The sequence below is a fragment of the Pseudomonas sp. NBRC 111138 genome, from assembly GCF_001320835.1.
GTDB lineage: Bacteria > Pseudomonadota > Gammaproteobacteria > Pseudomonadales > Pseudomonadaceae > Aquipseudomonas > Aquipseudomonas paracarnis.
Window position 1 is genome coordinate 58,775 of sequence record NZ_BCBO01000080.1, and the last position, 26,723, is coordinate 85,497.

Sequence of the window (26,723 nt, forward strand, 5' to 3'; positions counted from 1 at the left end):
CACCGCGTGGGTAGGGGAAATTTGCAACTTACTGGTGGCCGAAATGAGCAAAATCACCATAAAACTGGAGCTGGACGAGCAACAGGCGCAGCACTACCTGTTGTGGTTGACCAGTCAGTACGAAGTCACCATGGCTGATATTTGGTACTCCGACCGCTACCGGAATGTGCCGAGTGGTCAGCGGGCGCCCAAGGTGCTTGAGGACTTGCCCTACCTGGCAGGCATCTGCAAGACACGCAGCGAGCTGAAAAAGCAGCTCGTTGTTGCTGTCGCGGAGCATGTGCAGTGATTCGCAAGCCCATGGAAGACAAGATCCGCGCTGATGTACTTCAACGCCTGGAATCTGATTACGGCCTTCAGCACATGAAAGGCACGCATTACATGCGTAAGGGCACCTGCCCGCAGTGCAATCAGAAACGTTTATTTTCGCGCCACGATGAGCCCTGGTTCATCCGCTGTGGCCGCGAGAAAAACTGCCGGTACATGGCTCCGACCAAAGAGCTGTACCCGGACCTGTTCGACGACTGGAGCAAGCGCGCCCCGGCCACCCGTGACGAACCTGCCGCCAGCGCAAAAGCGTACCTGACGTTTGCCCGAGGTTTCCGCGTTGAGCTGATAGAAGGCTGGTACACCCAGGAGAGCTACTTTGATCGCGACCTGAATATTGGCTCTGCCACCGTGCGCTTCCCCCTGGAGCACGGTGGGTACTGGGAGCGCTTGATTGATCAACCATCACGGTTCGGTAAGAAGAAGGCCCGCTTCCAACCCCTCAAGAGCTACAGGGGACACTGGTGGTGCCCGCCGTGCGTGGATCTGCTGGAAGTAAATGAGCTGTGGATCGTTGAAGGCATCTTCGACGCCATAGCCCTCATTCAAAACGGTATCTCTGCGGTTGCGGCGCTGTCCTCAAACGCCTTCCCAGAGGAATCACTCAAGGCCCTGATCACCGCTCGCGGCGGTAAAACCCCGAAGCTGGTTTGGGCTCTGGATAACGAGCCAGGCGCTCACAAGTACACCCGTATGTGGGTCAACCGTGCCCGCGAACTCGGTTTTACCTGCGAGGCTGCTCAGCTGTCCCAGCCTGACGCCCGCAAAGTTGACTGGAACGATCTGCATCAACGCTGGGCGTTTATCGACGACGAAAAAGCCCGCGCTGATCGCATCGAAAGTGACTTGAAAGAAGCCCGCCACCAGGGCGCCCTGCTGATCGCAGAAAGTGCCAGCGACAAGGCATTGCTCATGTACCAGTGGCGTGAACGGGAGGAATTCCACTTCTGTTTCGACTCCCGCCTGTACTGGTGGAAGTTGGACCTGGCGAAATACAACAACGCCAAGCAGGCCCTCGAAAAGAGCGATGGTCACGAAGCCCAAACACTCAATGAAAAGCAGCTGCGGGAGAAGGCACTGAACGTCGCCGGCTGCGTCGTCGAGATCGCCAACTGCTACCCCAAAGCCCTTTATTTCCAGCGCAACGAGATTACCGACGAGTCCTGGTACTTCTTCCGCGTCGACTTCCCGCACGACGGCGGCTCAGTGAAAAACACCTTCACGGGCGGACAGGTCGCCGCTGCGAGCGAATTCAAAAAAAGACTTCTCGGCATGGGTGCCGGAGCCGTGTTCACCGGCAGTGGACAGCAATTGGACAAACTCATGAAAGACCAGCTTTTCGGCATCAAGACGGTTCAGACCATCGACTACGTGGGCTACAGCAAGGAATACCACTGCTACGTGTTCAACGACGTCGCCATCCGTGAAGGCCAGGTGATCCACATCAACGAGGAAGAGTTTTTTGAGATGGGCAAGTTGAAACTCAAGACTCTGCAAAAGGGTGTGAAGATCGATCTTGAAAAGGATGGCAAAAAATACGATGACCAGTGGCTAGGGCTTCTGTGGCAGTGCTTTGGTGCCCAGGGCATCGTGGCGTTGACCTTCTGGTTTGGCTCGCTGTTCGCCGAACAGATCCGCGGCCGATACCAGTCGTTTCCTTTCCTTGAGGCCACTGGCGAGGCCGGCGCCGGCAAGACCACGTTGCTCACGCTGCTATGGAAACTCGCGGGCCGCGACGGATACGAAGGGTTTGACCCGTCCAAATCCACCAAGGCCGGCCGCAGCCGCTTGATGGGCCAGGTCTCCGGCATGCCCATCGTACTACTGGAATCAGACCGTAGCGGCGACGACAAGGCCCACGCCAAAACCTTCGAATGGGACGAACTCAAGGATTACTACGGCGGCGGCACCCTGGCGACGAAGGGCGTTAAAACCGCCGGTAACGAAACCTACGAACCGCCGTTTCGCGGCACCATCGCCATCAGCCAGAACGCCCCTGTAGTGGCTTCAGAGGCGATCATGACCCGCATCGTCAAACTGCACTTCGTGCGCCCCAGCGTCACCGCTGAAAGCCGTGCGGCGGCGGATCGGCTCAACGCGCTAGAAGGTTCGACACTCAGCAACTTTGTGCTGCAGGCCGTGCGTAAAGAACTGGAGGTGATGGATCTGTTCGCCCAGCGGGTTGCGGGCTACGAGGCGAAGTTGCGCAACCTGCACTCCCATTGCTTTGCCTGCGACACCCCATTCAAAGACGAGCATGGCGAATGTAGCCACTGTGGCAACAAGCTGCGCGGCTACATCCGCGTGGAGCGGATCAACAAGAACCACGCCCAAATGCTCACCCTGCTGGACTGCCTGTGCATGGTGGTGCCGCTCACCAGCGCACAGGTCGAGCACACCCGCTCGCAGATCATCCGCATGGCAATTGAGCGCCAGGCCTCGATCAGCTCCGACCATCCGGTGGTGGCTGAATTCTGGGAAGTTTACGAATACCTGGAAGGCCTGGACGCCGATGGCCCGGTGGTCAACCACAGCAAGAAAGACCACGTGATCGCCATCAACCTCAACGACTTCGTGAAGTGCGCGGCAGAAAACCGGCAAAAAATCGCCGACGTCAGCGAGCTGCGCGAGCGCCTGAAGGACTCCCGCTCGCGGAAGCTGCTCGACGTCAACAAGGCGACCGACAGCGCGGTACGGGCTCACCAGGCCAGCAAGACCAATGCTGTCGTCACGAAGCAACCCATCGTGAAGTGCTGGCACTTCCAGGCCTGATTCATCAACGGCAATACCTGCCAGGCGCTGCAACGTCTGACACCACCCAAAGGAGAAGCACCATGCACGTACAAGTGATCACCGCCGAGGGCCGCCAGGGGCAACCCAACCACATGCGGTACCTGAAGGAGCTGAAGGCATGGTTTAACGAGGCCGGGAAAACTGTTCACGCCGAAGCCTACGACCCAGCCGGGCTGGTCGCAATCTTGGAAGTTCTGGCTGTAAGCGACAAAGAAGTCCTGGTGCTGGAGTGCAGCTGGGACCAGATCCAGGCAGTGCTGGAATGGCAATCAGCGACAGATGACGCTACCGAGTTTGAAAGCCTGCAACTGCACCTGGTGCGGAAGCAAAACCCAACCGGCGAAAGCCAGTAAGAAGGTGGTGCCGAGGGGCTGCAACCCCTCGACACCGACCACCCAAAGGAGAAGCACCATGCAAGTGAATCAACCCCAAGGCGGCATCGCAGAGGCTACCACAACCCCGCTGGCAATCGGCGACACGGTCAGCTACGTCGTAATGAGCGGCGGTGGCCGGGAATATCGGCTCAGCGCCCGTACAGGTGTGATCCTAGGGATCGAAGGCAACGTTGCCACCCTGCGCGCGGCCAACGGCCGCAGCGTTACGCAGCCCCTCGATAAGCTGACGCCCGAAGGCCAGCCCAATGCACTGACACGCATGGTTATGGGAGGGCTGTGACCAATGCCTGAGCACGTTGGCCCTGAACGCGAGCGTCCGACCATGGCAAGTCATCGGCTTGACCTGCCCAGCCGCTGCGATATCTGCGGCAAAGCACGCTCCACCCGCAAACACCAGGCATGTAGCCGTATTCGCCAACAGACCAAAACGGCGGAATGGGCGGCTTTCATGGCTGAGAGAGAAGCGGCCAGACAGAACAAACCGCGTCGATACGCGCACTGATACACAACACAGGCGGGTCTCGGGGAGCTGCAACTCCCCCACTGCTTGAAAGGAGAAGCACCATGCTTAAACGTACACTCACCCACTTCCACCTCTGCTGCGGGCTCGGCAGCGGGGCGGCCGGCTTCAGCGACTCCAAACCCGTCCTGGGCCCCGTGCAGGCTGAATGGCGCTGCCTGGGTGGCGTCGACGTCGACCCCGCCGGCTTGCGCGACTTCCAGATGATGACCGGTGTGCCTGGCACGCTGATGGACCTGTTCACACGCGAACAATACGCGGCGTTCCACGGTCAGCAGCCGCCCGCCGGTTGGATCGAGGCCACCGCCGAGGATCTGCGCCGCGCCGCCGGCAACGAAGACCCGGACGCGGTGTTCATCAGCAGCCCCTGCAAGGGCGCATCCGGTCTGCTTTCCGAGACAATGAGCCAAACACCGAAGTACCGGGCGCTCAACGAGCTGACGTTGCGGTGCGTATGGCTGATGTGCGAAGCCTGGAAACACAAACCGGTGAAATTGATCGTGTTCGAAAACGTGCCGCGCCTGGCGCCCCGTGGCCGCTACCTGCTGGACCAGATCACCAAGCTGCTCCGCCATTACGGCTACGCGGTGGCGGAAACTACCCACGATTGTGGCGAAATCGGCGGGTTGGCACAGAGTCGCAAGCGTTTCTTGCTGGTGGCCAGGCACGTCGAGCAGGTTCCAGCATTCCTGTATGAACCTGAAAAACGCAGCCTGCGCGCTGTCGGTGATGTGCTGAGCCGCATGCCGCTGGCTGGCGATATCGATCAGGCAGGGCCGATGCATCGGGTACCGGCGTTGCAATGGAAAACCTGGGTGCGCCTCGCCCTGGTTGAAGCCGGGAAGGATTGGCGCAGCCTGAGCCGATTTGCGATTGAGGACGGTCACCTTCGTGACTTCGTAATCGTGCCGGAATATCACAACGGCGTACTCGGGGTTGTCGACTGGGACGACACAGCCGGCGTGGTTGCAGGTGCGAGCCGGCCTATGAACGGCAAGTTTTCCGTGGCAGATCCGCGTCCGACAAGCAAATTCGAATACACACAATATGGCGTTCTGCCTTACAACCGGCATTGCGGCGTAGTCACCGGCCAACGCAGCCCAGGGCAAGGGACGTTTAGCGTTGCTGACCCGCGCATGAGCGGCGAGCGGCACAACAACGTATTCCGGGTGGTTCGCAACGACCAAGCCGCCGGCACTGTCACCGCAGGGCACGGCCCCAGCTCCGGCGGGCAGGCTGTAGCCGACCCTCGGCAACCGTCCAAGGGCTTCGGCAAGTACCTGGTCACCGACTACAGTAAGCCGGCCGGCACCGTCATCGCCGGCAGCACCACCGGACAAGGCGCTTTCGCTGTCGCAGATCCCGCGTACAAAAACTGGCACCCGAACGCCAGTACGCAAAAGCTGCGGATCACGCCATGGAGTGAAAGCGCCAAGACAGTCACTGGTTCGCAGCAGGTTGCAAGCGGGGCGTTATCTATCGCAGATCCTCGCCCCGGCATGTCACGCACTAAGGGCGACGCCTACCTGACCGGCGGACATTACGGCGTAGTCGACTACAACACCCCGGCCGGCGCCGTTTCCGCCAGTGCATGCCACGACAACGGCCGGTGGTCGGTCGCAGATCAGCGCATGCCGGCGCCCAACGACCGGTTGACCTGCATGATTACCAGCCTCGACGGTACCTGGCACCGACCGTTTACCACCCTGGAGCTGGCTGCGCTTCAATCGCTGTTTGATCCGGAGGAATACTGGTCAACCGATCCTCAGACGGCCCAGGAAATCCAGCGGATGCAGCGCGTACGCAGGATTGCGCATGCGGGTATTTTCCGCCTTGACGGTATTAACGACGGCAACCACCGAGAACGCATCGGCAATGCGGTACCACGCGCGGCGGCAAGGGCAATGGCGGATGTTTTCGGCATGACGCTGCTGCTTTCCGAGGCAGGAGAAACGTTCATGCTCAGCAACGTGTCGATTTGGGTTCAACCGGTGGCGATTGCCCTGAGCGTGGCTCAGCAGGAGGTTCAGCTATGAGCACCGTTGCAGAAAATGCTCGTAAAGACTTCGAGGCCTATGTCGCATCGACGCTTGGGTTACCGATAGCAATGATTAGCGCGCATTGGAATGGCGAAAGATACAACGACACGTCAGATCTGGAGCCTTACTGGCGGTGCTGGACCGCCGCGCAGCAAGCCATCCTTCGATATTTCAGCGAGCCGATTGCGTGGGCAATCTTTTCCGGCCGGCACATCGATGATCAAACTACGGATATGGAGCTTGCCGCGTATTGGCGCGCGTATTGGCACGAAATCGGACACGATATGACGGCGCATTGCCGCCCCTTGACTGCAGATGAGGCTGCAGCCCAGCGGAAAGAGGGAATTAATGGCTTGGTAAAAGTCTTGAATCCGTTTGTCGGTGCTTGCCTGACCATCACGCAAAGCGCTGAAGCGCTGTACGACGCGGGTTATCGCAAGCTGATAGATATGACCGCCGCTCAGTTGGAGCAACAACCATGAACACAGCCTTTATCCTGATGGCTCAGTACGACGGCCAGGCGGTCATTCCGTTGGAGCTGGTCTGCCGGGACTACTTCACGCATCTGACGCCGGACATGTTCCAGCGCAAGGTGATGAGCGGTCAGATCAAGTTGCCCATCACCCGCCTGGAACCGAGCCAGAAGTCGGCCAAGGGCATCCACCTCACCGACCTGGCCGCGTACCTGGACCTACAGCGCGCAGCCGCGGTTAAAGAGCACAACCAGCTCAACGGGATAAAACACGCCGTTTAAGCCACTTCTGCGATGCGGCGCCCAATTGGACGGGCGCCCTCAGAATCTTTTCGTGCCACTCCCAGCCCAGATAGCGGTCGCCCCGACCGCGAAGGTGGGTGTAACGCCTCATTGAATTCCAATCCCGGTGGCCGGAAACGCTCGCCACACGCGGAATATCCCAGTCCATTTCGAACAAGCGGCTGACACCTTCGTGCCGGAGGTCGTGGAAGTGCAGATCCGCGATGGACAAGAACTTGCAGGCCTTCGTCCAGGACGTGGAGATCGACTCAGGGCTGTAGGGGAAGATGTCTTCGCCGGCCTTCGGCATCGTCTGGAGGATATGCCACGCCTCGTCCGGCAGGTAACACCAAACATCGTTGCCGATCTTCTGCCCTGGGTTTTTCATGTCGCGCACCAGCACCCGCTGGCCAGCCTCGTCTACGTCTGCCCAGCGAATTCGGGTTATTTCATCGAGCCGGCGCGTGGAGAACAGGGCGAAGCCCACGACCTTCAGCATATTTATGACGGTCGGGCGCCTCACTTGCATGGACTGGTAGTGCGTCAGCACCCGTCCCAGCTCATCCAATGTCGGTCGGCGGTCACGCTCACGACTTTTCAAGTTGTAGCCCAGCTTGCGTAACACACGCCGCGCACCGCCCATGGCGAGCGGATCGACCTGATAGCCCCACGCGTCTTTGGCAATTGCCAGCACTGCACCGAGGTGCGCCAGGTCATTGCCGGCGGTTTGTGGCTGAACGCCACCGCCCTCACCGCTCATTCGCCAAAGTGCATAATCGACCAAGCACTGGCTGTTGATATCCGTATCGGTCAACTTGCCCAGGTAAGTTTCGCCAATCGCATTGAGTGTGGCGCGCTTGGTCTTGCCCAGCGGCTTGGCTTTCTCAACTTCGACCAGGTAGCGATCGGTCATATCTTTCAGCGTGGCGCCCTTGCGGTTTGCGCGCTCGATCGCACCAGGCTCATCCAGCTCCGACCCGCGCTTGCGTGCCCAAGCCTGAGCAGCCTGTTTTCGGGCGAAGGTCTGGCTCTCTTGGTAGACTTGCACTCCGTCGCGCTTGATGCGGATCTGTGCGGTGTAGCTCACAGTCCCATCCGCCAGTTTTCTTGCCCTGATAGTCGCCATATTGAAAGTGGTACGCGTCAGTTTTGAAGTGGTACATCGTACCACCGAGCCTTTAAAAACGCCTGAAAACGCCCCAAAACACGCCAAGAACACGTTGAGTAAAATGCTAGATAAACAGACCTTTAGCCCCGTAAACGCAAGGCCCACGCTGTCTCGGCGCTTTAGTGTTGCCCCCATGATGGACTGGACCGACCGCCACTGCCGGTTCTTCCTACGCCTGCTCTCCAAACACGCCCTGCTCTACACCGAGATGGTCACCACCGGTGCTATCCTCCATGGCGATCACGACCGCTTCCTGCGCCACAACGAAGCCGAGCACCCGCTGGCGCTGCAGTTGGGCGGCAGTGTTCCGGCTGATCTGGCCGCCTGCGCCCGAATGGCCGAGGCCGCCGGTTACGACGAAGTGAACCTGAACGTCGGTTGCCCCAGCGACCGGGTGCAGAACAACATGATCGGCGCGATCCTCATGGCGCACCCTGCCCTTGTGGCGGACTGTGTGAAGGCCATGCGCGATGCGGTGTCGATTCCGGTGACGGTGAAGCACCGTATCGGCATCAATGGTCGGGACAGTTATGCCGAGTTGTGTGACTTCGTCGGGACGGTGAAGAACGCCGGTTGCACCAGTTTTACCGTGCATGCGCGGATTGCGATTCTGGAGGGGTTGTCGCCCAAGGAGAACCGGGACATTCCGCCGTTGCGTTATGACGTGGCGGCGCAGTTGAAGCGGGATTTTCCGGAGTTGGAGATTAATCTCAATGGTGGGATCAAGACGCTGGAGCAGTGCCAGGAGCATTTGCAGACGTTTGATGGGGTGATGCTGGGGCGGGAGGCTTATCACAATCCGTATCTGTTGGCGGAGGTGGACCAGCGGTTGTTTGGCAGTGAGGCGCCGGTGATTAGCCGGGCGGAGGCGTTGGCGCAGTTGCGGCCTTATATTGCTGAGCATTTGGCCAGTGGTGGGACGATGCATCACATTACTCGGCATGTGTTGGGGTTGGGCACGGGGTTTCCAGGGGCGCGCAAGTTCAGGCAGTTGTTGTCGGTGGATATTCATAAGGCGGCGGATCCGTTGGCGTTGCTGGATCAGGCGGGGACGTTGTTGGAGGGGCGGTGATTGGTCGAGTGTCAGGTAGATGCTCATTGGGCGTACCGACGTTATCGCAGGCAAGCCAGCTCCCACATTTTTTCCTGGTGAGTGTCAGGTAAGTGCTCACTGGGTGTACCGGCGCTATCGCAGGCCAGCTCCCACATATTTAGCGGTGATTGCAAGGGCGCGGCAGGTGCTGCCGGCCCTTGCTGCACTGTTGCTTAGTTTTCCGGCACTGTTCCTTTGGGCACAGTTACCCATTGGTCGGTGTCGCGGTTGTACCTTTTCCAATCTTTATCGGTCCTGACTTTTCGGTAAAGCGTGTTGAATGTGGTGCCGCCGAGTATTTGAAATTGAACTTCACCGCCTGGCGTTTTGCAGTTAACCAACCCCAGAATGGGTGAGTTCGGGTTTACTTGCAGTGCATACACGGCGTCTCCAAAGGTTCCTGTGGTGGCGTAGTCCAGTGCAAAACTCACGAACTGACTTTTCGGGGTGTCGCTGGACTGTAAGGCGAGCAGTCGCATTGTCGTGTAGGTGGCACCGATAAAACCCAGCGCGTGTAGGTCAGGCCCATCGATGGCCCAGTATTTTTCGGGTGTACCACCGTCCCTGAGGTATTTGTCCAGGTCGTTCTGCGCTTTGGAGTAGATCACCCCGGCCTTGAGTTTCTGGACGTGCCAATTGTTGGTGTCCGCGCTCTCATACGCGCGGTACACCCAGGTGGCAGGCGCAGTCACTCTGGTATCGGTGATCTTGCCGCCGTAGGATGAGGTCAGTTCGTTTTCCTTTTCCAGGGTGCGGCTCCCCATGGGTTTACCTGCCTTGGCAGTGTCAATGATGCCACGCATTTCCTGGGTATCGTAACAACCGGCGCTGAGGGCCTGCTGTACCGTCACATCGGCAAATACCGTTGTTGAACAAATAAAACCCAGGGCGGCGAATAGTGTTGATATATTCCGTTTCATTACATCTCTCCTTTGCTTTCAAACTAACGAACCAGCAGATTTTAATGCACAGACGCACACACTTCGCCGCGGACAGTTATGTCATCAGAGTTTTTATCGGCCCAAGTTAGCGCTTGCCAGTCAGGTATAGCACAAGTAAAAACGGCAACAACTAAAGAGCTGGAAAATAAACTTTTCACAACTTCAAAACATTGATATTGCCTCTATCAACTGGCTTGAAACCAGTGGCGCAGGACGGGTGGAATCCAGTTGAACCTAGCTGCGATTTTGCCCTCCAATTGAGCACCACGGCCGGTGATTCAAACGGCCGTTTCCAGGTTATTGCCCTCGCAAACGACCTAACGCATTTGCGCCCTTGAGCGCCTGCCAGCGCTCGGGTAATGTCACTAGACCCACAGGACAGAGCACGCCCATGACTTCCAAGCTGGAACAACTCAAGCAATTCACCACCGTCGTAGCCGATACCGGCGATTTTTCCACCCTCGCCAAGCTCAAGCCGCAAGACGCGACCACCAACCCTTCCCTGCTGCTCAAGGCTGCGTCGATTCCTGGCTATGCCAAGCTGCTGGATGAGTGCGTGCAGGACTGCAACGGCGATGTGGGCCTGGCCAGTGACCGCTTTGCGGTGGCGGTGGGTCAAGAGATTCTCAAAGTCGTGCCGGGCCGTATTTCCACTGAGGTGGATGCGCGTCTGTCGTTCGACGAGGCCGCGATTCTCAAGCGTGCGCACCGTCTGATCGACCTGTACGACAAGGCTGGGGTTGGCCGTGACCGCGTGCTGATCAAGATCGCCTCCACCTGGGAAGGCATCCGCGCCGCGGAGAAGCTGGAAAAAGAAGGCATCCAGACCAACCTGACGCTGCTGTTCTCGTTTGCCCAGGCCGTGGCTTGTGCTGAAGCGGGTGTGTTTTTGATTTCGCCGTTCGTGGGCCGTATCTACGATTGGTACAAGAAGGCCAACGGCAACGACTACACCGGCTCCGATGACCCGGGCGTGCAGTCGGTGACGCGCATCTATAACTACTACAAGGCTAACGGCTACAAAACAGTAGTGATGGGTGCGAGCTTCCGTAACCTCAGCCAGATCGAGGAACTGGCCGGTTGTGATCGCCTGACCATCAGCCCGGACCTGTTGGAGAAGCTGGCAGCCGATGAAGGCAAGCTGGAGCGCAAATTGGCGCCAGGCCATGCCGGTGAGGCCCGTGTGCATATGACTGAAGCGCAGTTCCGTTGGGAGTCCAACGAGGACGCGATGGCGACTGAGAAGCTGGCGGAGGGGATTCGTCAGTTTGCTCGGGACCAGGAGAAACTGGAGGCGTTGTTGTCGGCCAAGCTGTAAAAGCAGATAGCAGCAAAAAGGGCGGCACCTGTGAGGGTGTCGCCCTTTTTTGTGCGTCGGTGTCACCGCCGTCCGATGTGGGAGCTGGCTTGCCTGCGATAGCGGTGGGCCAGCCAACACTTCATCGACTGACACTGCGTAATCGCAGGCAAGCCAGCTCCCACATTGGACTGTGTGTGTTTGGGCAGGGAGGCCGTCAGTGCCGCTCGAGGGCGTTGACGAGGTCGTGGAAGGCTTCGCGGTTGGACTCATTCAAGCCCATCAGGATTTTGTGCGCTTCCAGCACCTTGACCCGCACCACTTCCTCGGACTGGTCCTGGGACGGCAGGTCGGTCAGGCACTCAGGGCACGGGATGGGGCGGTCAACGATGTTGAACACCTGGTCAAAGCCCATGGATTGCAACAGACGGGTGATGTCTTCGTGGGTGGTGACCACGGTCGGCAATAGGCCGACCTTCTGCCGAGACAGAATGGACAATTTGGCCAACAGGCCCAGGGTGGTGCTATCGATGCTGCGCGTTTCGGTCAGGTCGATCACGATCGCCGAGAAGTTCAGCGCAGTGAAGATCCGCTCGATCGTCGCATCCAGGGCCGAACACAAGGTCAGGCGCACTTCACCGACAAATTTCAGGACGAAGGTCCCGTCTTGCTCGGCGAATTGGATTCTTCCGGTACTCATCAAAGATTCCTGCTCAACACCAATAGGGCGATATCATCCGGCATCTCCCCTAGCGTGGCCAATCCAAAAACCTGCCGCAGGCCATCCAGGCTGCCGCCCGCCGACTTGACCTTTTGGGGCAAGGCGGCTTCTTTCTCTTTGAGTGTAGGCTCTGGAAGAAGGTCCAGAATACCGTCAGACATCAGCGTCAGGCTGAAGGTCGGCGGCAGTTCCAGGATGTGGTCTTCGTAGGTGGCTTCGTTAAACAAGCCTACGGGCAGGCCACGCCCTTCCAGATAGCGCACACTGTCAGGAGTGTACAAAACAGGCATCGGCAGGTGGCCGCCAATGCTGTAGGTCAAAAGACCGGTTTCTTCGTCGATCACGCCGCCGACCATCGTCACGTGCTTGCCCAGCTTGCAGCTGATCAGGCCCCGGTTGATGTGGCCCAGCACCTCGGAGGGGGTGAACTCCGGCAAGGTGCCGTTGCGCTTGGACTCGAACAACAGCCGTGTGGTCATGAACTTCAACAACACGGTAACAAAGGCAGAAGACGCGCCGTGGCCGGAAACGTCGGCCAGGTAGAACGCCACGCGGCGCTCATCGACACGGAAATAGTCGACAAAATCACCCGACAGGTACAACGACGGGATGATCTGGTGGGCAAACTTGAACTCGTCAATCGTCCAGGGGCTCACCGGCAGCATGTTCATCTGCACCTGGCGCCCGGCGTTCTGGTCTTCCTGCAGCAGGTTCAAGCTGGCTTCGAGCTCGCGGTTGGCGGTCTCGAGCTTTTCGCGGTAGCGCTGGTTTTCCAGGAGCAGGCGTGCACGGTCCAGGGCGCGGCGCACCGAGTGCTCCAGCACGGCCAGGTCTTCCAGGGGCTTGATCAGGTAATCGGCGGCGCCCAGGCGCAAGGCTTCAACGGCATCGTTCATGACACCGGCACCGGACACGACAATCACCGGCGTTTGCGGGGCAAGGTCGGTCACCTGGCGAATCAGCTCCAGGCCGCCCATCTGGGGCATGCGCAGGTCGCAGATCACAAGGTCGGGCTTGTCGCGCTCGAATACCTGGAGACCCTGTTGGCCATTACTGGCCTGCAGGACGCTGAAGCCACTGTCTTCCAAGTAGGCCGCGAGGCTCGCGCGCACTACTTCGTCGTCATCGATAATCAGCAGCGTGGCACTGGTTTTTTGCATGTGGGCAAACGGCGCCAGAATTAGGTTGGCGTAGGCGGCTCGGCAATGGCCGGGCTCACGTACTGGATTCGCTTTCTAGCCTCTCTGTCCTACAAAGCAATGGGATTTGGCCCATGCACAACGGTAAAGCAGAGGTGCCCTTCTAAGGCGCAGACGGTACTCCCATCCGTGAGGGGTTTCAAGCTCATGCCGATGGTCGCCGGGCGTCTTTACACCGCAAATCACCCGGAGTTATAAGAACCCTCACAACCACAACGCAAAGTAAGGATGGATGCTGTGAGCGAACACGAGCGCGACTACGCCGAAAAACGCGATTTCATCCGCATGCGAATAGATGCCGATGTGTCTTTGATCCATGCCGGGCAGGAGATTGCCGGCACCTGCGTGGACCTCTCCAGTTCCGGCATGCAGGTGCAGGCACCTCGCCAGTTCACTGTGGGCGACCTGCTGACCGTGCGCATTGATTCAGAGCACGCCGCGCTCAGGGGTCTTGAGGCGGATACCGAGGTGGTGTGGACCAAGGCGGTAGGCGATGACCAGCATCTGGGCCTCAAGATTCTGAAAATGCGCTAACGCAACATCCCGCCCCTGCGCAAAGGTGACGCGGAGCGTCACGGGATGCATTCCCACGCGGAGCGGGGGGAACGATCAGCGCGCACAAAAAAGGCGACCCTATAAAGGTCGCCTTTTTCATTTCAAAACGTCACAGCTTAAAAGTCGTCGACGACCTTGCCGTCCTTGACCTTGAACTCGCGGTTCTGCAGGTAAGCGTTACGAATGAAGGTGTACTTGTCGCCGCTGATCAGCTTCTCGCTGTCGAGCAGGCTGGCGCGTACGTCGACAACGTTGAGGCCGAAGGTGCTGTTACGCCAGCCGATGTCGTTCATGTAGCGGTACGGTTGGGTGTAGCTGTCGACGTATTTGGACGGCGCATCACGCAAGGTGCTTGGGCCCAGCAACGGGATCATCACGTACGGGCCACTGCCCACGCCCCAGTAGCCCAGGGTCTGGCCGAAGTCTTCGTCGCTGCGCTGCAGCCCCATTTTGGTGCCGACGTCGATAAAGCCCAGTACGCCAAATGTGGTGTTGACCAACAGGCGGGCGGTGTCGACGCCTGCATTGTGCGGCTTGAGTTGCAGCACGTTGTTGGCCAGGTTGCCGACATCACCGATGTTGCGGAAGAAGTTGTGAACGCCGTCCTGCACAAATTGTGGGGTGACGAACTGATAGCCCTGGGCGATTGGCTTGAGGGCATAAGTATCAACGGTATCGTTGAAGGTGAAGATGGGGCGGTTGACGCTTTCCCATGGGTCATCTTCCGAGGCCGCCTGGGCAGCGAAAGGTGCCAACAGGATGGTGGCACACACCGATAGCTGAGCGAAGTACTGGCTCCAGCGCATAGCTTTTGCTCCTTGAATGGTCTGTCATGGGCGCTATGCCCTGAATAAGGCTGTCAGTATATGACGGAAGTGTCGATTTAGGCAGCTACCTAGAATCGTCTTAGGGAAAATGCACAAAATTCCTACAAATACCGACAGTGTCATCCCCTTGTCATGCCGCCCCGATAGCGTGGCAGCTATTTCAGGGACGTTCAGATGCCACACGCCGAGATTGCCGTCGCCGCCGCCCCCTCATTGACCGCCGTGTTATTTGGCCTGAGTGGCTGCCTGGTGGATTTTGGTTCCCTGGCGCGCACCGACTCACCTTGCGCCGACGCCGAGGCCACGCCAGGCGCATTGAAAATCCTGCGCAGTCTCAAAGAACAAGGCGTGCCCTGCGCCTGGCTGGACGAACTGCCTCCCGCCGTGACCGCGCCACTCTGCGCCGGCCTGCCGGGCTGGCTCAAGGCCGCCTCGCCCTCCTCCATTCGCTGGCCTGCGCCCCACGCCTGCTGGCAAGCGCTGATGGAGTTGAACATCGAACGTCTGGAAGGCTGCGTACTGGTCAGCGGCGAGCCGCGTCTGCTGCAATCGGGCCTGAATGCCGGTTTGTGGACCATCGGCCTGGCCTCCTGCGGTTCGCTCTGCGGCCTGTCGCCCCGGCAATGGCAGGCACTGACCGAGCAGCAACGCGAACACAAGCGCGGCAAGGCCACGGTGGCGCTCTATGGCCTGGGCGTGCACTCGGTGATCGACCATCTCGGCGAACTCGGCACCTGCCTGGCCGACATCCGCCTGCGCCAGCTCAAGGGCGAGAAGCCCTGATCGAGATCATGCACAGTTGACCCCAGTGGATTAATCTACAGGTCAGCCCGTAGACCTTTCGCCGTGCGCCGTGGTCTATGCCAGTGCCTATCGATAAAAGGAAAGAACGTCATGCCTGATCGCGAGAAGTTACAACAGCAGGCCGATATTGTGCGTGAGCAACTGGAGAACCATCCCGAGTTGCCCGCCGAGAAACGTCAAGCATTGGAAGAGTTGATCGCCAAGTTCGAAGTCCAGTTGGAAATGGAACCGGCCACCCAGACGCCCAGCATCGCTGACGATGTGAACCGGGCAGTGGAAGGTTTTGAACTGGACCATCCAGGCATTGCCGGGACGTTGCGCAATATCGTGCTGACCCTTGGCAATATCGGCATCTAACCCGAGCCCAAGCCAAACACAAAACCAAATGTGGGAGCTGGCTTGCCTGCGATAGCGGCGTATCAGTCACTTGATGAATGACTGAAAGATCGCAATCGCAGGCAAGCCAGCTCCCACAGTTTTTTGTATGAAGGCTTACTGACGCGCCAGCCGCACGTTCAGGAACTGGGTGTTCTCAGTGCTGCGATACGGATTGATATCCAACCCACCCCGACGCACATACCGTGCATACACGGTCAATTTCTCCGGCTTGAGCAAGCGCTGCAAGTCCAGGAAGATCCGCTCCACACACTGTTCATGAAAGTCCGAGTGCTGGCGAAAGCTGACGATATATTCCAGCAGGCTGGCGTGATCCAGCGCCGCACCACGGTATTCCACCACCACGCTGCCCCAGTCAGGCTGGCTGGTCACCGGGCAATTGGATTTGAGCAGGTGGCTGTGCACGCTCTCCTCCACCACGCGCGAATCATCGCAACGCAGCAGTTCCGGGCGCGGGTGTTCGTAGCTGCTGACGTTGATATCCAGGCCGTCAATGCACACGCCCGGCAACGCCATCACGCCTTCTGCCTCGATGTCGGCCAGGCTGCGAATGCGCACGCTCACTGGCTTGCCGGCCGCAGAGCTGAGGTCGGTGCGCAAGGTGGCTTCAAGGCTTTGCGTATCGGCAAACGCGGTCTGGTTCAGCGAGTTGAGGTACAGCTTGAACGACTTGGACTCGATGATGTTCGGCGAGTCGGCCGGAATGCTGAACTCACCGATGGCCACCACCGGCTTGCCCGAGGGCAACAACCAGGACAGTTCGAAGCAGTTCCAGAAATCCACGCCCTTGTACGGCAGGGTCTCGGCGCTCAGGCCCAGCTCGGCCCACTTGGCGGCGCGTGGAATCGGAAACAGCAACGAAGGCGTGTAGGTGCTGATGTATTCACTGGACTTGCCCAGCGGCGAATGTTCGGCTGCGGGATGCATGGCGGAAACCTGGCTAAATAAACCGCGCCAGTCTACCAGCCTTTGCTCGCCCCCTTAACAAACGCCTCACTCAACGGTCAGTTTACCGACCATGCCCGCCTGGTAATGCCCGGGCAGGTTGCAGGCGAACTCAAGGCCTGTGGCCTGCTTGAACGTCCAGGTCAGTTCGGCCGTCTTGCCCGGCTCCACCAACACACTGTTGGGATCGTCGTGCTTCATGCCGCCCATGTCGCCGTGGCCCATGGCGCTGTGATCCATCTTGCCCATGCCGGTAGCGGTGAGCATTCCACTGGCTTGCATCTGCAACATCTCTTTCTGGTGGGCGGCATGCATGGCCGCGTCTCCCAGGTTGAACTCATGCAGCAACTGGCCTTTGTTGACCAGCACAAAGCGCACAGTTTCACCGGCCTTGACGTCCAGGGACTTGGGCTCAAAGGCAATGTCCCGCAGCGTGACTTCAACGGTGCGCGTGGCTTTATCCGCCGGGGCCGGCTGGCCGAACGCGTAGGTGTGAGTCGCATCTGCCAGGGCATTGAAACTCAACGCCATCAGGCAGCCTGCCAATAACAGAGGTGTACGCAACGCCATCTTTCACTCTCCAAAATAGGTATCCAGCTTGGGCAACACTTTAAGATGGCCTCGCTGCCAGCCAGCTGACTGCTAGATTACAACTTTGTCAGCTTGCGCCCATCCCCTGACGAGCACGGTATAAAGCCCAATGTTTTTTTGTAGGAGCGAGCTTGCTCGCGAAGGGCTTAAGCACAACGCGTCAAGCCTGACAGCCCGCGTTACCGTTGGCGTTTTTCGCGAGCACGCTCGCTCCTACATAGCCCCTATCAAGAGCCCGATATGAAACTGCTGATCGTCGAAGACCAACCCAAAACCGGTCATTACCTGCGCCAGGGCCTGGCCGAAGCGGGCTTTACCACCGAACTGGTGGCCGACGGCACCAGTGGCCAGCAATTGGCGCTGACGGGCGACTATGACTTATTGATCCTCGATGTGATGCTGCCCGGCCGCGATGGCTGGCAAATCCTGCAGGCGGTGCGCAGTGCCGGCCTGGACATCCCGGTGCTGTTCCTCACCGCTCGCGATGCCGTAGAAGACCGAGTACATGGCCTGGAGCTGGGCGCCGACGATTACCTGGTCAAGCCCTTCGCCTTTTCCGAACTGCTGGCGCGGGTGCGCACCTTGTTGCGCCGTGGCAGCAGCACGCCGCAGGAGACCACGCTGCAACTGGCCGACCTGAGCCTGGACTTGATCCGCCGCCGCGTCGAGCGCAGCGGCCAGCGCATCGACCTCACCGCCAAGGAGTTCGCCCTGCTGGAGCTGCTGCTACGCCGCCAGGGCGAAGTGCTGCCCAAGACGCTGATCGCCTCCCAGGTGTGGGACATGAATTTCGACAGCGACACCAACATCATCGAAGTCGCCATTCGCCGCCTGCGCCTGAAAGTCGACGACAATTTCCCCAATAAGCTGATCCACACCGTGCGCGGCATGGGTTACGTGCTGGAGGAACGGTTCACGTGATCAAGCGCCTGTCCCTGACCAGCCGCCTGGCGCTGCTGTTTGCCGCCTGCACGGCGGTGGTCTCGTTGATCGCCGGAGTGTTGTTCAACCGGGCCAGCGAGGCGCACTTCATGGAGCTGGACCAGCAACAGCTCGAAAGCAAACTGGTAGCCCTGCGCAGCACCTTGCAAGGTGTCGCCTCACCGGAAGACCTCGCCCGGCGAACCCCTCAACTGCGCGCCGAACTCGATCACCAGCCCGACCTCACCTTGCGCATCACCGGGGCGGGTCAACGTTGGCTGGACGGCGCGCCACACCTTCCCTTGCCCCAAGCACCCGGCCTGCACAGCCTGCAATACGCAGGCACCGACTATCGCGTATTCATCGCGCCCTTGACGCCCAGCCAACTGGATTCGCCACAACTGACCCTGATCCTCGACATCACCCACCACCAGCACTTTCTGCAACGCATGCAACGCTTGATCTGGCTGACCGTCGGCCTCTCGGCCCTGGCCACTGCCCTGCTCGGCGCCTGGGCTGCGCGCAGTGGCTTGCGACCGCTGCGGCGCATGGGCGAAGTGGCCGCCAGCGTCTCCGCCCACTCCCTCACGCAACGCTTACCTCAAGAACAAATGCCGGTGGAGCTCGCGGAACTGGCCCAAGCCGTCAACGCCATGCTGGCGCGCCTGGATGACGCGTTCCAGCGCCTGTCTGCCTTCAGCGCAGATATCGCCCACGAACTGCGCACACCGCTGTCCAACCTGTTGACCCAGACCCAAGTCATCCTCACCCAACCGCGCCCGCTGGAGGATTACCGCGAGGCGCTGCACAGCAATCTGGAAGAGCTGCAATGGATGGCGCAACTGGTCAACGACATGCTGTACCTGGCCAAAGCTGACCACGGCTTGCTGATGCCCAGCCGAGAAGCTCTGGATTTGGGCGATGAGGTCGACGCACTGTTGGAGTTCTTTACCCTGCTGGCGGAGGACGCACAGGTGACGCTGGTGCGCGAAGGCACCGCCCAGACGATGGGCGATCGCGGTATGTTGCGCCGGGCCTTGTCGAATCTGCTGGATAACGCGCTGCGGTTTACCCCACCGGGCGGTGAAGTGCGGGTGCGGATCGAGAGTGGCGTGACACTGACGGTTGAGAACAGCGGGGAAGGCATTCCTGCGTCGTTACTGCCGAGGCTGTTTGACCGGTTCTACCGAGCCGACCCGTCGAGGCGAGCAGGCAGCAGTGAACATGCGGGGCTGGGGTTGGCGATTACCCAGTCGATTGTACGCGCGCATGGCGGGAGGATTTATTGTGAGTCGCAGGCGGGCTGGACAAGGTTTGTGATTGAGTTGCCCAAGGGCGACTGCTGATCGTTCCCACGCTTTGCTGATCGTTCCCACGCTCCGCGTGGGAACGCATTCCGGGACGCTCTGCGTCCCAACAGCGAACGCGGAGCGTCCGGTGAGGCATTCCCACGCGGAGCGTGGGAACGAGCAGGTTACGAATACCTGAGGGCGTGCGCCGGCTCAATCTTCGCCGCCCGATACGCCGGGTAAATCGTCGCCAAGAAGCTCAACACAAACCCCGCCGAGCAAATCAGCAACACATCCCCACCTTGCAGCTCCGAAGGCAGGTTGCTGACAAAATACACATCCGAACTGAAGATATGCTGCCCGCTCACCCGCTCCAGCCAGCCCACCAGCTCACTCACGTTCAGCGCCGCAATCACCCCCAGCACGCCGCCGATCAAGGTGCCGACCACGCCAATCACGGTGCCCTGCACCATGAAGATCGCCATGATCTGCCGAGGTGTAGCGCCGATGGTACGCAGGATGGCGATGTCCGCGCCCTTGTCGTTCACCACCATGATCAAGGTGGCGATGATGTTGAACGCGGCCACGGCGACGATCATCAGCAACAGCAGGCCGATCATGGTCTTTTCCATTTTCATCGCGCTGAACAGGCTGCCCTGGGTGTGGGTCCAGTCATCCGGCTTATAAGCCGCGCCCAGGCTGGCGGCGATATCTGCCGAGACTTTGGGCGCTGCATACAGGTCCTTCACCGCCAGGCGCACGCTTTGCACCTGGTTGGGCTGCCAATGCTGGATTTCAGCGGCGTCGGCCATGTGGATCAGGGCCATGGAGCCATCCAGTTCGGCGCCGACCTTGAAGATGCCCACCACATTCAGGCGCTGCATGCGCGGGGTGATACCGCCCGGGGCGCTGCTGAGTTCCGGCACGATCAGGGTCAGTTTGTCGCCCACGTTCAGGCGAAAACGCCGTGCAGTGATATCACCGACCACCACCCCGAACTCGCCGGGCTTGAGGTCGTCGAGTTTGCCGCGCACGATGTGCTGGGCCACGATCGACACCTTGCCTTCCTGAGCCGGGTCGACGCCGCTGATCTCGATGGGCTGCATCGCGCCCTTATAGGAAAACATGCCATCCATCTGGGTGAAGGGCACAGCGGCGGTGACTTGCGGATTCTTCATCGCGGCCGCGGCCACCGGCTGCCAATCATCAATCGGCTTTACGCCGACGATGGTGGCGTGGGGCACCATGCCGAGGATGCGTGAGCTCATTTCACGCTGAAAGCCGTTCATCACCGAAAGCACTACGATCATCGCCAATACGCCCAGGGCGAGGCCGATCATCGAGGTCATCGAGATAAACGAGACAAAACGGTTGCGGCGCTTGGCGCGGGTATAGCGCGTGCCGATAAAAATCGATAACGGTCTGAACATTCGCGGGCACCGTTGGAAAAATGAAAAAGCCCGACCTCAAAAAACCGGGCTTGCAACAGGTCAGATAGCGACCAGATGACCTTCCTGCAAATGCAGTACGCGGTCCATCTGCCGGGCCATGCTCATGTCATGGGTCACCACCAGGAACGCGGTGCGCATCTGGGTGCTCAGTTCCAGCATCAAGTCCTTGATGCCCTGGGCGGTGTGGGAGTCGAGGTTGCCGGTCGGCTCGTCGAGCATCACCAGGCCGGGGTTGTTCACCAGGGCACGGGCAATCGCCACGCGCTGGCGCTCACCACCGGACAACTCCGCTGGCTTGTGCTCCAGGCGGTGGCCGAGGCCGACGCGCTCGAGCAAGGCCGTGGCACGCTGACGCGCTTCAGGAATCGCGGTCTTGCCAATCAACAGCGGCATGCACACGTTTTCCAGGGCGGTGAATTCCGGCAGCAAGTGGTGGAACTGGTACACAAAGCCCAACGAGCGGTTGCGCAGTTGGCCGCGGGCCTTTTCATTCAAGGCCGAGAGTTCTTCACCGGCCAGCCATACGCTGCCCTGGGACGGCGTGTCGAGGCCGCCCAACAGGTTGAGCAAGGTACTCTTGCCGGAACCGGAACTGCCGACGATCGCCACACGCTCGCCAGGGTGCAGTTCAAGCTGCAGGTTGGACAGCACCACCACCGACTCCGGGCCTTCCTCGTAGGATTTGCCCAGGTTGCGGCAGCTCAGGATTGCTTTTTCACTCATGCCCGATTCACTCATAACGTAATGCCTGTGCTGGCTGGGTACGTGCCGCGCGCCAGGCTGGATACAGGGTGGCAAGGAAGCTCAGGACCAACGCAGCGCCGCCCACCATCAGCACGTCCTGGGTTTGCACCTGGGACGGCAAGTAATCGATGAAGTAGACGTCGGCGTTGAGAAACTTGTGGCCGATCACCTTTTCAAGCAGGGCGATGGCGGCGCTGACGTTCAGCGCGGCCAAAATGCCCACCGCCGTGCCGATCAAGGTGCCAACCACGCCGATCACGGTGCCCTGCACCATGAAGATCGCCATGATCTGCCCCGGCGTGGCGCCCAACGTACGCAGAATGGCGATGTCGCCCTTCTTGTCGTTCACCACCATCACCAGCGTGGAGATAATGTTGAAGGCCGCCACGGCGACGATCAGCAACAACAACAGGCCGATCATGGCTTTTTCCATGCGGATGGCCTGATACAGGTTGCCGTGGGTGCGGGTCCAGTCGCGGGCGTAGTACTCGGTCTCACCCAGGTGCTGGGCAATTTCCCAGGCACCGCGCGGCGCATCGAACAGGTCGTTGAATTTCAGGCGCAGGCCCTGCACCTGGTCGGGCTGCCAGCGATGCAGGCGGGCCAGGTCAGTGAGGTTGGTCAGGCCGATGTAACCGTCGATCTCACCAGCGCCGACGTGGAAAGTGCCCACCACGGTAAAGCGCTTCATGCGCGGGAACATGCCGGCCGGGGTCACGGTGACTTCCGGGGCGACGAAGGTCAGCTTGTCGCCAACCCCCACGCCCAGCTTGGCCGCGGCCTTGTCACCGATGACGATGCCAAAGCTGCCCGGCGACAGCTCGTCGAGCTTACCTTGCAGCATGAACTTGTCGATGATCGAGACGTTGCGCTCCTGGGCCGGGTCGATGCCGTTGAGCAGGATCTTCTGCACTTTGCCGTCATTGGTCAGCAACCCCTGCATCTGGGTAAACGGCGCTACCGCCACCACCTTGGGGTTCTGCTGGACCTTGGCGGCCAGGCTTTGCCAGTCGTTGATGGGCGCATCGCCCTCGATGGTCGCGTGGGGCACCATGCCCAGCACGCGGGTGCGCATCTCATGATCGAAGCCATTCATCACCGACAGCACCACGATCATCACGACCACGCCCAGGGCGAGACCGATCATCGAGGTCAAGGAAATGAACGACACAAAATGATTGCGACGCTTTGCACGGGTATAACGCGTGCCGATAAATACGAAGAGAGGTCTGAACATGTCGGGGCTTGTTCGGAGGAAAAGAAGACGTCCCGGTGGCGGGGTCTGGTCAGCAGCTTTACACTCAGACCATTACCGTTACCTGGGGTTCGCCATGTCGACATTAGATGAAGAAGAGCGCCGCGAATACTACCGTATCGACGACATGATCGCACTTCAAATCAAACCCCTGTCGGGCCCCGACGCGGCGAGCAAGGAAGTGTTGCTGGATGATTCACCGCTGTTCAATCTGCTCAGCGAGCTGCACTTGAGCGAATTCGAAGCCCAGCACCTGCTGCGCCAGATCAGCGAGAAAGACCGCAGCCTGGCGGCCTTCCTCAAAGTGCAGAACAAACGCCTGGATCTGCTCAGCCAGGTCATGGCTCGCGGTTTGCTGAACGAGGTGGGTGCGCCGCAACCGGTGATCCTCTCCGAGGGCGGCATCGACTTCCAGCACCCGACACCGCTGGCCGCCGACACTCACCTGGCGGTCAAGCTGGTGCTGATGCCCCAGGCGCTCGGCCTGTTGCTGCGCGCGCGGGTGACCCATTGCGACCCCAAGGGCGACGGCTTTGATGTGGGCACGGAGTTCGAGTCCATGACCGACGCCCAACGCCAACTGCTGGCGCGCTATATCCTGCAGAAACAGGCCCAGGAACGCCGCCTGGCGCGAGAACAAAGCGAAGACCTCTGAATGCGTATTCACGACGCCAGCCATCCTGGCGCAAAGGAGCAACTGTGACCCTGATTTACGGCCACCGCGGTGCCAAAGGCGAAGCACCGGAAAATACCCTGACCAGTTTTCAGGAATGTCTCAAACACGGCGTACGTCGTTGCGAACTGGACTTGCACCTGTCCATGGACGGCGAGTTGATGGTCATCCACGACCCGACCCTCAAGCGCACCACCGACCGGCGCGGCAAGGTCGTCGAGTACTCGGCGGCTGATTTGGTCAAGATGGACGCGCGCAAAGGCGGCCCAGGCTGGGTAAGCCCCTGCCCGATTCCACGCCTGGAGGAGTTGTTCGAACAGTGCGACTTCGATCACTGGCAACTGGAAGTCAAAAGCGCCTCGCGCACCCGTGCCGCAACCACTGTGCTGGCGATTCGCGAAATGGCTGTGCGCTTTGGCTTGATGGACAAGGTCACGGTCACGTCAAGCTCGCGGGAAGTGCTCAAGGCCGCCGTGGAACTCACCCCGGACCTGTCACGCGGGCTGGTCGCCGAATATGCCTGGCTCGACCCGCTGAAGGTCGCGCAGAACTACGGCTGTGAGTATTTGGCATTGAACTGGACGCTGTGCACCCCCGAGCGGCTGGAAAAAGCCCAGCGCCAGGGCTTGCATGTGTCCGTGTGGACAGTCAACGAACCTGCGCTGATGCGCAGGCTCGCCGACTTCGGCGTAGATAGCCTGATTACAGACTTTCCCGGTTTGGCCACTGCCACTCTCGGGAATTACTGAAATCGGTCTCCCCGGCCGGCTCAGGCCACCGGCCGGAGCCGCTCAAAAAAGCCGGTTGAGGCCGTCGTAGGCCGCTACCCGATAGGCTTCGGCCATGGTCGGGTAGTTGAAGGTGGTGTTGACGAAATACTTGAGGGTATTTTGCTCACCTGGCTGGTTCATGATCGCCTGGCCGATGTGCACGATCTCCGAGGCCTGGTAGCCGAAGCAATGCACGCCGAGTACTTCCAGGGTTTCGCGGTGGAACAGGATTTTCAGCATGCCTTGCGGCTCACCGGCAATCTGCGCACGCGCCATGCTCTTGAAGAACGCCTTGCCCACTTCGTAAGGCACCTTGGCCTTGGTCAGTTCGTGCTCGTTCTTGCCGATCGAGCTGATCTCGGGAATCGTGTAGATCCCGGTCGGCACGTCGTTCACGTAGCGCCAGCTGCCATTGTCGACAATGCTGCCAGCGGCCGAGCGGCCCTGGTCATGGGCGGCACTGGCCAGGCTTGGCCAGCCGATCACGTCACCGGCGCCGTAGATGTTCGGCACGCAGGTGCGGTAGTTCTCATCCACTTCGATCTGGCCACGGCTGTTGACCTTGACCCCGATGTTTTCCATGCCCAGCTTGTCGGTGTTGCCGGTACGGCCGTTGCACCACAGCAAGGCGTCGGCCTTGATCTTCTTGCCGGACTTGAGGTGCAGGATCACCCCATTGTCCAGGCCTTCGACCCGCTCGTACTCTTCGTTGTGGCGCACGGTGATGTTGTTGTTGCTGAAGTGGTAGCTCAACGCCTGGGAGATTTCCGAGTCGAGGAAGCTGAGCAACTGGTCGCGGTTGTCCACCAGCTCGACCAGTACACCCAGGCCACTGAAGATCGAGGCGTATTCACAGCCGATCACGCCGGCGCCGTAGATGATCAGTTTGCGCGGGGTATGGCCCAGGCTCAGGATGGTATCGCTATCGTAGATACGCGGGTGGTGGAAATCGATGTCCGCCGGGCGATACGGGCGCGAACCGGTGGCGATGATGATGTGCTTGGCCACCAGTTTCTCGACCACGCCATTGGCGCAGACCACTTCGACGGTTTGCTCATCGGCAAAACTGCCGGTGCCGAAGAACAGGTCGACGCGGTTACGGGCGTAGTAGCCGGTACGCGAGGCGACTTGCTTGGAGATGACTTTTTCAGCGCTTTTCAGTACGTCCGGGAACGAGAACCAGCGCGGCTCACCAATGGCCCGGAACATCGGGTTGGTATTGAACTGCATGATCTGCCGTACCGAGTGACGCAACGCCTTGGACGGGATGGTACCCAGGTGGGTGCAGTTACCGCCGACCTGGCGACGGCTATCAACCATCGCCACCTTGCGCCCTGCTTTGGCAGCGTTCATCGCCGCACCTTCTCCAGCTGGGCCGGAACCCAGTACCACCACGTCGTAGTTGTAGACAGCCATGCGTACTCCTCAGAACAGGCCAGGCGTACGATTGGACGCCGGGCTAAATCATGCCGCGGCCAGCGAGCATGAAGGACAATTTGGCTCAAGTGTGTGAACCGGGGCACAGTCTATAGAAGGCCGAGCGCCGCGAACATTAACCCTTGGTCGCGTCGTAGGCCAGTGTTGCCATACTACAGGACGCACATCAGCGCCGAATTCAGGATGAGCCATTATGCGACAACTATTTTTCTGTTTGATGCTGATGGTGTCGCTCACGGCGCACGCCAACGACGCACAGCGGCTCAAGCAGGCAAGCTTCCCCGCACAGGTCGAGGGGCTGGCCCTGAAAAACCAGGCGGTGTTCAACTATCTCTGGGCGGAGGTGTATGCCGCCGCGCTGTATGCACCCGCTGACCTGCCGGCAAAGCAGGCCTGGGACCAGCAGAAGGCTGTGCGCCTGGCGCTGTATTACTTTCGCGACATTGACCGCGATGATGTGATCAAGGCGGCCACCGTCACCTTGGAGCGCCAGCAAGCCAATGCCGGGTTGAACCCAGAGATAGCCAAGCTGCACGCGCGCTTTCGGGATATTCGCAGCGGTGATCGCTACGCCCTGGATTTTCGTCCGGGGCGCGGGTTGAATCTGGAGATTAATGGGCAGGTGGTGTTCAGCAGCCCGGACGCTGAATTAGCGAAGGCCTACCTGGGTATCTGGCTGGCGCCCAAAGGGCTGTCGGACAGTTTGCGCAACACGCTATTCAAGTGATGGCGGCGTGGACGGTTCCATCGTCATCGCAGGCAAGCCAGCTCCCACAGGTAAATGCAGTTCAACTGTGGGAGCTGGCTTGCCTGCGATA

The 26,723-nt window shown here is 59.7% G+C and carries 28 protein-coding genes; 17 read left to right on the plus strand and 11 right to left on the minus strand.

Annotated features, from left to right (window positions below; genetic code table 11):
* The first annotated feature begins 43 nt into the window (after nucleotides 1-43).
* From APH41_RS15160 to APH41_RS15190, 7 genes are all read left to right on the plus strand, one after another.
* Nucleotides 44-289: a hypothetical protein gene (locus APH41_RS15160; RefSeq protein WP_054919916.1), complete on the plus strand. Its 246-nt coding sequence runs from the start codon at nucleotides 44-46 to the stop codon at nucleotides 287-289.
* Between the two features lie 11 nt (nucleotides 290-300).
* Nucleotides 301-3,099: a toprim domain-containing protein gene (locus APH41_RS15165; RefSeq protein WP_177333571.1), complete on the plus strand. Its 2,799-nt coding sequence runs from the start codon at nucleotides 301-303 to the stop codon at nucleotides 3,097-3,099.
* Nucleotides 3,100-3,161: 62 nt separating this feature from the next.
* Entirely contained in the window at nucleotides 3,162-3,473 is a 312-nt protein-coding gene (locus APH41_RS15170; protein WP_054919921.1) for a hypothetical protein, read from the plus strand.
* Nucleotides 3,474-3,531: 58 nt separating this feature from the next.
* Nucleotides 3,532-3,795 (plus strand): hypothetical protein, encoded by a 264-nt coding sequence (locus APH41_RS15175; RefSeq protein WP_054919923.1) that lies wholly within the window; start codon nucleotides 3,532-3,534, stop codon nucleotides 3,793-3,795.
* Between the two features lie 284 nt (nucleotides 3,796-4,079).
* Nucleotides 4,080-6,071 (plus strand): DNA cytosine methyltransferase, encoded by a 1,992-nt coding sequence (locus APH41_RS15180; protein WP_054919926.1) that lies wholly within the window; start codon nucleotides 4,080-4,082, stop codon nucleotides 6,069-6,071.
* On the plus strand, nucleotides 6,068-6,556 hold the full coding sequence (locus APH41_RS15185) for a hypothetical protein (RefSeq protein ID WP_054919928.1): 489 nt from the start codon (nucleotides 6,068-6,070) through the stop codon (nucleotides 6,554-6,556). Before APH41_RS15180 ends, APH41_RS15185 begins: the two co-directional genes overlap by 4 nt.
* On the plus strand, nucleotides 6,553-6,828 hold the full coding sequence (locus tag APH41_RS15190; RefSeq protein ID WP_054919930.1) for a pyocin activator PrtN family protein: 276 nt from the start codon (nucleotides 6,553-6,555) through the stop codon (nucleotides 6,826-6,828). Before APH41_RS15185 ends, APH41_RS15190 begins: the two co-directional genes overlap by 4 nt.
* Here APH41_RS15190 and APH41_RS15195 read toward each other — a convergent pair.
* The gene (locus APH41_RS15195; RefSeq protein ID WP_054919932.1) at nucleotides 6,803-7,954 is read right to left on the minus strand and encodes a site-specific integrase; all 1,152 of its coding nucleotides are present in this window, start codon (nucleotides 7,952-7,954) and stop codon (nucleotides 6,803-6,805) included. The genes APH41_RS15190 and APH41_RS15195 overlap by 26 nt on opposite strands.
* Before the next feature lie 103 nt (nucleotides 7,955-8,057).
* Between APH41_RS15195 and dusA the strand changes: the two genes are divergently transcribed.
* Entirely contained in the window at nucleotides 8,058-9,068 is a 1,011-nt protein-coding gene (gene dusA / locus APH41_RS15200) for a tRNA dihydrouridine(20/20a) synthase DusA (protein ID WP_054919935.1), read from the plus strand.
* A 194-nt stretch (nucleotides 9,069-9,262) separates the two neighbouring features.
* Here dusA and APH41_RS15205 read toward each other — a convergent pair whose 3' ends face one another.
* A complete protein-coding gene (locus APH41_RS15205; RefSeq protein ID WP_054919936.1) occupies nucleotides 9,263-10,009 on the minus strand; it encodes a hypothetical protein in 747 nt (248 codons plus the stop codon).
* Between the two features lie 412 nt (nucleotides 10,010-10,421).
* Between APH41_RS15205 and tal the strand changes: the two genes are divergently transcribed.
* Nucleotides 10,422-11,348, plus strand: a complete 927-nt coding sequence (gene tal, locus APH41_RS15210; RefSeq protein ID WP_019818234.1) for a transaldolase — start codon at nucleotides 10,422-10,424, stop codon at nucleotides 11,346-11,348.
* Between the two features lie 196 nt (nucleotides 11,349-11,544).
* Here the strand turns inward: tal and rssC are convergent, their stop codons facing one another.
* Nucleotides 11,545-12,027, minus strand: coding sequence for an anti-sigma factor antagonist RssC (rssC, locus tag APH41_RS15215; RefSeq protein ID WP_003172602.1), 483 nt, complete (start codon nucleotides 12,025-12,027; stop codon nucleotides 11,545-11,547).
* Nucleotides 12,027-13,208 carry a two-component system response regulator RssB gene (rssB, locus tag APH41_RS15220; protein ID WP_014717527.1) on the minus strand — a complete coding sequence of 394 codons (1,182 nt, stop codon included), beginning with the start codon at nucleotides 13,206-13,208 and terminating at the stop codon, nucleotides 12,027-12,029. The genes rssC and rssB overlap by 1 nt, the downstream gene beginning before the upstream one ends.
* A gap of 276 nt (nucleotides 13,209-13,484) precedes the next feature.
* On the opposite strand from rssB, the gene APH41_RS15225 reads away from it, so the two are divergent.
* The gene (locus APH41_RS15225) at nucleotides 13,485-13,781 is read left to right on the plus strand and encodes a PilZ domain-containing protein (RefSeq protein ID WP_003189689.1); all 297 of its coding nucleotides are present in this window, start codon (nucleotides 13,485-13,487) and stop codon (nucleotides 13,779-13,781) included.
* A 137-nt stretch (nucleotides 13,782-13,918) separates the two neighbouring features.
* Here APH41_RS15225 and APH41_RS15230 read toward each other — a convergent pair whose 3' ends face one another.
* A complete protein-coding gene (locus tag APH41_RS15230) occupies nucleotides 13,919-14,608 on the minus strand; it encodes a VacJ family lipoprotein (protein ID WP_003189688.1) in 690 nt (229 codons plus the stop codon).
* Between the two features lie 195 nt (nucleotides 14,609-14,803).
* Here APH41_RS15230 and APH41_RS15235 point away from each other — a divergent pair, with 195 nt between their 5' ends.
* Nucleotides 14,804-15,412 (plus strand): hypothetical protein, encoded by a 609-nt coding sequence (locus tag APH41_RS15235; protein ID WP_034126658.1) that lies wholly within the window; start codon nucleotides 14,804-14,806, stop codon nucleotides 15,410-15,412.
* Between the two features lie 111 nt (nucleotides 15,413-15,523).
* Nucleotides 15,524-15,790: a DUF4404 family protein gene (locus APH41_RS15240; RefSeq protein WP_014717525.1), complete on the plus strand. Its 267-nt coding sequence runs from the start codon at nucleotides 15,524-15,526 to the stop codon at nucleotides 15,788-15,790.
* A gap of 135 nt (nucleotides 15,791-15,925) precedes the next feature.
* Here the strand turns inward: APH41_RS15240 and queF are convergent, their stop codons facing one another.
* On the minus strand, nucleotides 15,926-16,756 hold the full coding sequence (gene queF / locus APH41_RS15245; protein WP_034126657.1) for an NADPH-dependent 7-cyano-7-deazaguanine reductase QueF: 831 nt from the start codon (nucleotides 16,754-16,756) through the stop codon (nucleotides 15,926-15,928).
* Nucleotides 16,757-16,822: 66 nt separating this feature from the next.
* Nucleotides 16,823-17,344, minus strand: coding sequence for a plastocyanin/azurin family copper-binding protein (locus APH41_RS15250; RefSeq protein ID WP_054899085.1), 522 nt, complete (start codon nucleotides 17,342-17,344; stop codon nucleotides 16,823-16,825).
* A 261-nt stretch (nucleotides 17,345-17,605) separates the two neighbouring features.
* Between APH41_RS15250 and APH41_RS15255 the strand changes: the two genes are divergently transcribed.
* Together APH41_RS15255 and APH41_RS15260 are read left to right on the plus strand one after the other, a co-directional pair.
* The gene (locus APH41_RS15255) at nucleotides 17,606-18,286 is read left to right on the plus strand and encodes a heavy metal response regulator transcription factor (RefSeq protein ID WP_054919938.1); all 681 of its coding nucleotides are present in this window, start codon (nucleotides 17,606-17,608) and stop codon (nucleotides 18,284-18,286) included.
* On the plus strand, nucleotides 18,283-19,632 hold the full coding sequence (locus APH41_RS15260; protein WP_054919941.1) for a heavy metal sensor histidine kinase: 1,350 nt from the start codon (nucleotides 18,283-18,285) through the stop codon (nucleotides 19,630-19,632). The genes APH41_RS15255 and APH41_RS15260 overlap by 4 nt, the downstream gene beginning before the upstream one ends.
* A gap of 128 nt (nucleotides 19,633-19,760) precedes the next feature.
* Here APH41_RS15260 and APH41_RS15265 read toward each other — a convergent pair whose 3' ends face one another.
* The 3 genes from APH41_RS15265 to APH41_RS15275 are packed head-to-tail and all read right to left on the minus strand — an operon-like array spanning nucleotide 19,761 to nucleotide 23,007.
* Nucleotides 19,761-21,005: a lipoprotein-releasing ABC transporter permease subunit gene (locus tag APH41_RS15265; protein WP_014717521.1), complete on the minus strand. Its 1,245-nt coding sequence runs from the start codon at nucleotides 21,003-21,005 to the stop codon at nucleotides 19,761-19,763.
* 60 nt (nucleotides 21,006-21,065) lie between these two features.
* Nucleotides 21,066-21,749 (minus strand): lipoprotein-releasing ABC transporter ATP-binding protein LolD, encoded by a 684-nt coding sequence (gene lolD / locus APH41_RS15270; protein ID WP_019818240.1) that lies wholly within the window; start codon nucleotides 21,747-21,749, stop codon nucleotides 21,066-21,068.
* Between the two features lie 7 nt (nucleotides 21,750-21,756).
* Nucleotides 21,757-23,007 carry a lipoprotein-releasing ABC transporter permease subunit gene (locus APH41_RS15275; RefSeq protein WP_034126653.1) on the minus strand — a complete coding sequence of 417 codons (1,251 nt, stop codon included), beginning with the start codon at nucleotides 23,005-23,007 and terminating at the stop codon, nucleotides 21,757-21,759.
* A gap of 94 nt (nucleotides 23,008-23,101) precedes the next feature.
* Here APH41_RS15275 and APH41_RS15280 point away from each other — a divergent pair, with 94 nt between their 5' ends.
* Together APH41_RS15280 and APH41_RS15285 are read left to right on the plus strand one after the other, a co-directional pair.
* Complete coding sequence (locus tag APH41_RS15280; protein ID WP_054899069.1) at nucleotides 23,102-23,680, plus strand: PilZ domain-containing protein; 579 nt, start codon at nucleotides 23,102-23,104, stop codon at nucleotides 23,678-23,680.
* A 44-nt stretch (nucleotides 23,681-23,724) separates the two neighbouring features.
* Nucleotides 23,725-24,447, plus strand: a complete 723-nt coding sequence (locus APH41_RS15285) for a glycerophosphodiester phosphodiesterase family protein (protein ID WP_054919943.1) — start codon at nucleotides 23,725-23,727, stop codon at nucleotides 24,445-24,447.
* A gap of 42 nt (nucleotides 24,448-24,489) precedes the next feature.
* Here the strand turns inward: APH41_RS15285 and sthA are convergent, their stop codons facing one another.
* A complete protein-coding gene (sthA, locus tag APH41_RS15290; RefSeq protein WP_003189670.1) occupies nucleotides 24,490-25,884 on the minus strand; it encodes a Si-specific NAD(P)(+) transhydrogenase in 1,395 nt (464 codons plus the stop codon).
* A gap of 214 nt (nucleotides 25,885-26,098) precedes the next feature.
* Between sthA and APH41_RS15295 the strand changes: the two genes are divergently transcribed.
* Nucleotides 26,099-26,632 (plus strand): chalcone isomerase family protein, encoded by a 534-nt coding sequence (locus tag APH41_RS15295; protein ID WP_054899070.1) that lies wholly within the window; start codon nucleotides 26,099-26,101, stop codon nucleotides 26,630-26,632.
* Nucleotides 26,633-26,723: the final 91 nt, after the last annotated feature.

Excerpts from the sequence above, each read along its gene's own strand:
- APH41_RS15160 (WP_054919916.1), top strand. The coding sequence starts at position 44 with ATGAGCAAAATCACCATAAAACTGGAGCTGGACGAGCAACAGGCGCAG.
- APH41_RS15165 (WP_177333571.1), top strand. The coding sequence starts at position 301 with ATGGAAGACAAGATCCGCGCTGATGTACTTCAACGCCTGGAATCTGAT.
- APH41_RS15170 (WP_054919921.1), top strand. The coding sequence starts at position 3,162 with ATGCACGTACAAGTGATCACCGCCGAGGGCCGCCAGGGGCAACCCAAC.
- APH41_RS15175 (WP_054919923.1), top strand. The coding sequence starts at position 3,532 with ATGCAAGTGAATCAACCCCAAGGCGGCATCGCAGAGGCTACCACAACC.
- APH41_RS15180 (WP_054919926.1), top strand. The coding sequence starts at position 4,080 with ATGCTTAAACGTACACTCACCCACTTCCACCTCTGCTGCGGGCTCGGC.
- APH41_RS15185 (WP_054919928.1), top strand. The coding sequence starts at position 6,068 with ATGAGCACCGTTGCAGAAAATGCTCGTAAAGACTTCGAGGCCTATGTC.
- APH41_RS15190 (WP_054919930.1), top strand. The coding sequence starts at position 6,553 with ATGAACACAGCCTTTATCCTGATGGCTCAGTACGACGGCCAGGCGGTC.
- APH41_RS15195 (WP_054919932.1), bottom strand. The coding sequence starts at position 7,954 with ATGGCGACTATCAGGGCAAGAAAACTGGCGGATGGGACTGTGAGCTAC.
- dusA (WP_054919935.1), top strand. The coding sequence starts at position 8,058 with ATGCTAGATAAACAGACCTTTAGCCCCGTAAACGCAAGGCCCACGCTG.
- APH41_RS15205 (WP_054919936.1), bottom strand. The coding sequence starts at position 10,009 with ATGAAACGGAATATATCAACACTATTCGCCGCCCTGGGTTTTATTTGT.
- tal (WP_019818234.1), top strand. The coding sequence starts at position 10,422 with ATGACTTCCAAGCTGGAACAACTCAAGCAATTCACCACCGTCGTAGCC.
- rssC (WP_003172602.1), bottom strand. The coding sequence starts at position 12,027 with ATGAGTACCGGAAGAATCCAATTCGCCGAGCAAGACGGGACCTTCGTC.
- rssB (WP_014717527.1), bottom strand. The coding sequence starts at position 13,208 with ATGCAAAAAACCAGTGCCACGCTGCTGATTATCGATGACGACGAAGTA.
- APH41_RS15230 (WP_003189688.1), bottom strand. The coding sequence starts at position 14,608 with ATGCGCTGGAGCCAGTACTTCGCTCAGCTATCGGTGTGTGCCACCATC.
- APH41_RS15235 (WP_034126658.1), top strand. The coding sequence starts at position 14,804 with ATGCCACACGCCGAGATTGCCGTCGCCGCCGCCCCCTCATTGACCGCC.
- APH41_RS15240 (WP_014717525.1), top strand. The coding sequence starts at position 15,524 with ATGCCTGATCGCGAGAAGTTACAACAGCAGGCCGATATTGTGCGTGAG.
- queF (WP_034126657.1), bottom strand. The coding sequence starts at position 16,756 with ATGCATCCCGCAGCCGAACATTCGCCGCTGGGCAAGTCCAGTGAATAC.
- APH41_RS15250 (WP_054899085.1), bottom strand. The coding sequence starts at position 17,344 with ATGGCGTTGCGTACACCTCTGTTATTGGCAGGCTGCCTGATGGCGTTG.
- APH41_RS15255 (WP_054919938.1), top strand. The coding sequence starts at position 17,606 with ATGAAACTGCTGATCGTCGAAGACCAACCCAAAACCGGTCATTACCTG.
- APH41_RS15265 (WP_014717521.1), bottom strand. The coding sequence starts at position 21,005 with ATGTTCAGACCGTTATCGATTTTTATCGGCACGCGCTATACCCGCGCC.
- lolD (WP_019818240.1), bottom strand. The coding sequence starts at position 21,749 with ATGAGTGAAAAAGCAATCCTGAGCTGCCGCAACCTGGGCAAATCCTAC.
- APH41_RS15275 (WP_034126653.1), bottom strand. The coding sequence starts at position 23,007 with ATGTTCAGACCTCTCTTCGTATTTATCGGCACGCGTTATACCCGTGCA.
- APH41_RS15280 (WP_054899069.1), top strand. The coding sequence starts at position 23,102 with ATGTCGACATTAGATGAAGAAGAGCGCCGCGAATACTACCGTATCGAC.
- sthA (WP_003189670.1), bottom strand. The coding sequence starts at position 25,884 with ATGGCTGTCTACAACTACGACGTGGTGGTACTGGGTTCCGGCCCAGCT.
- APH41_RS15295 (WP_054899070.1), top strand. The coding sequence starts at position 26,099 with ATGCGACAACTATTTTTCTGTTTGATGCTGATGGTGTCGCTCACGGCG.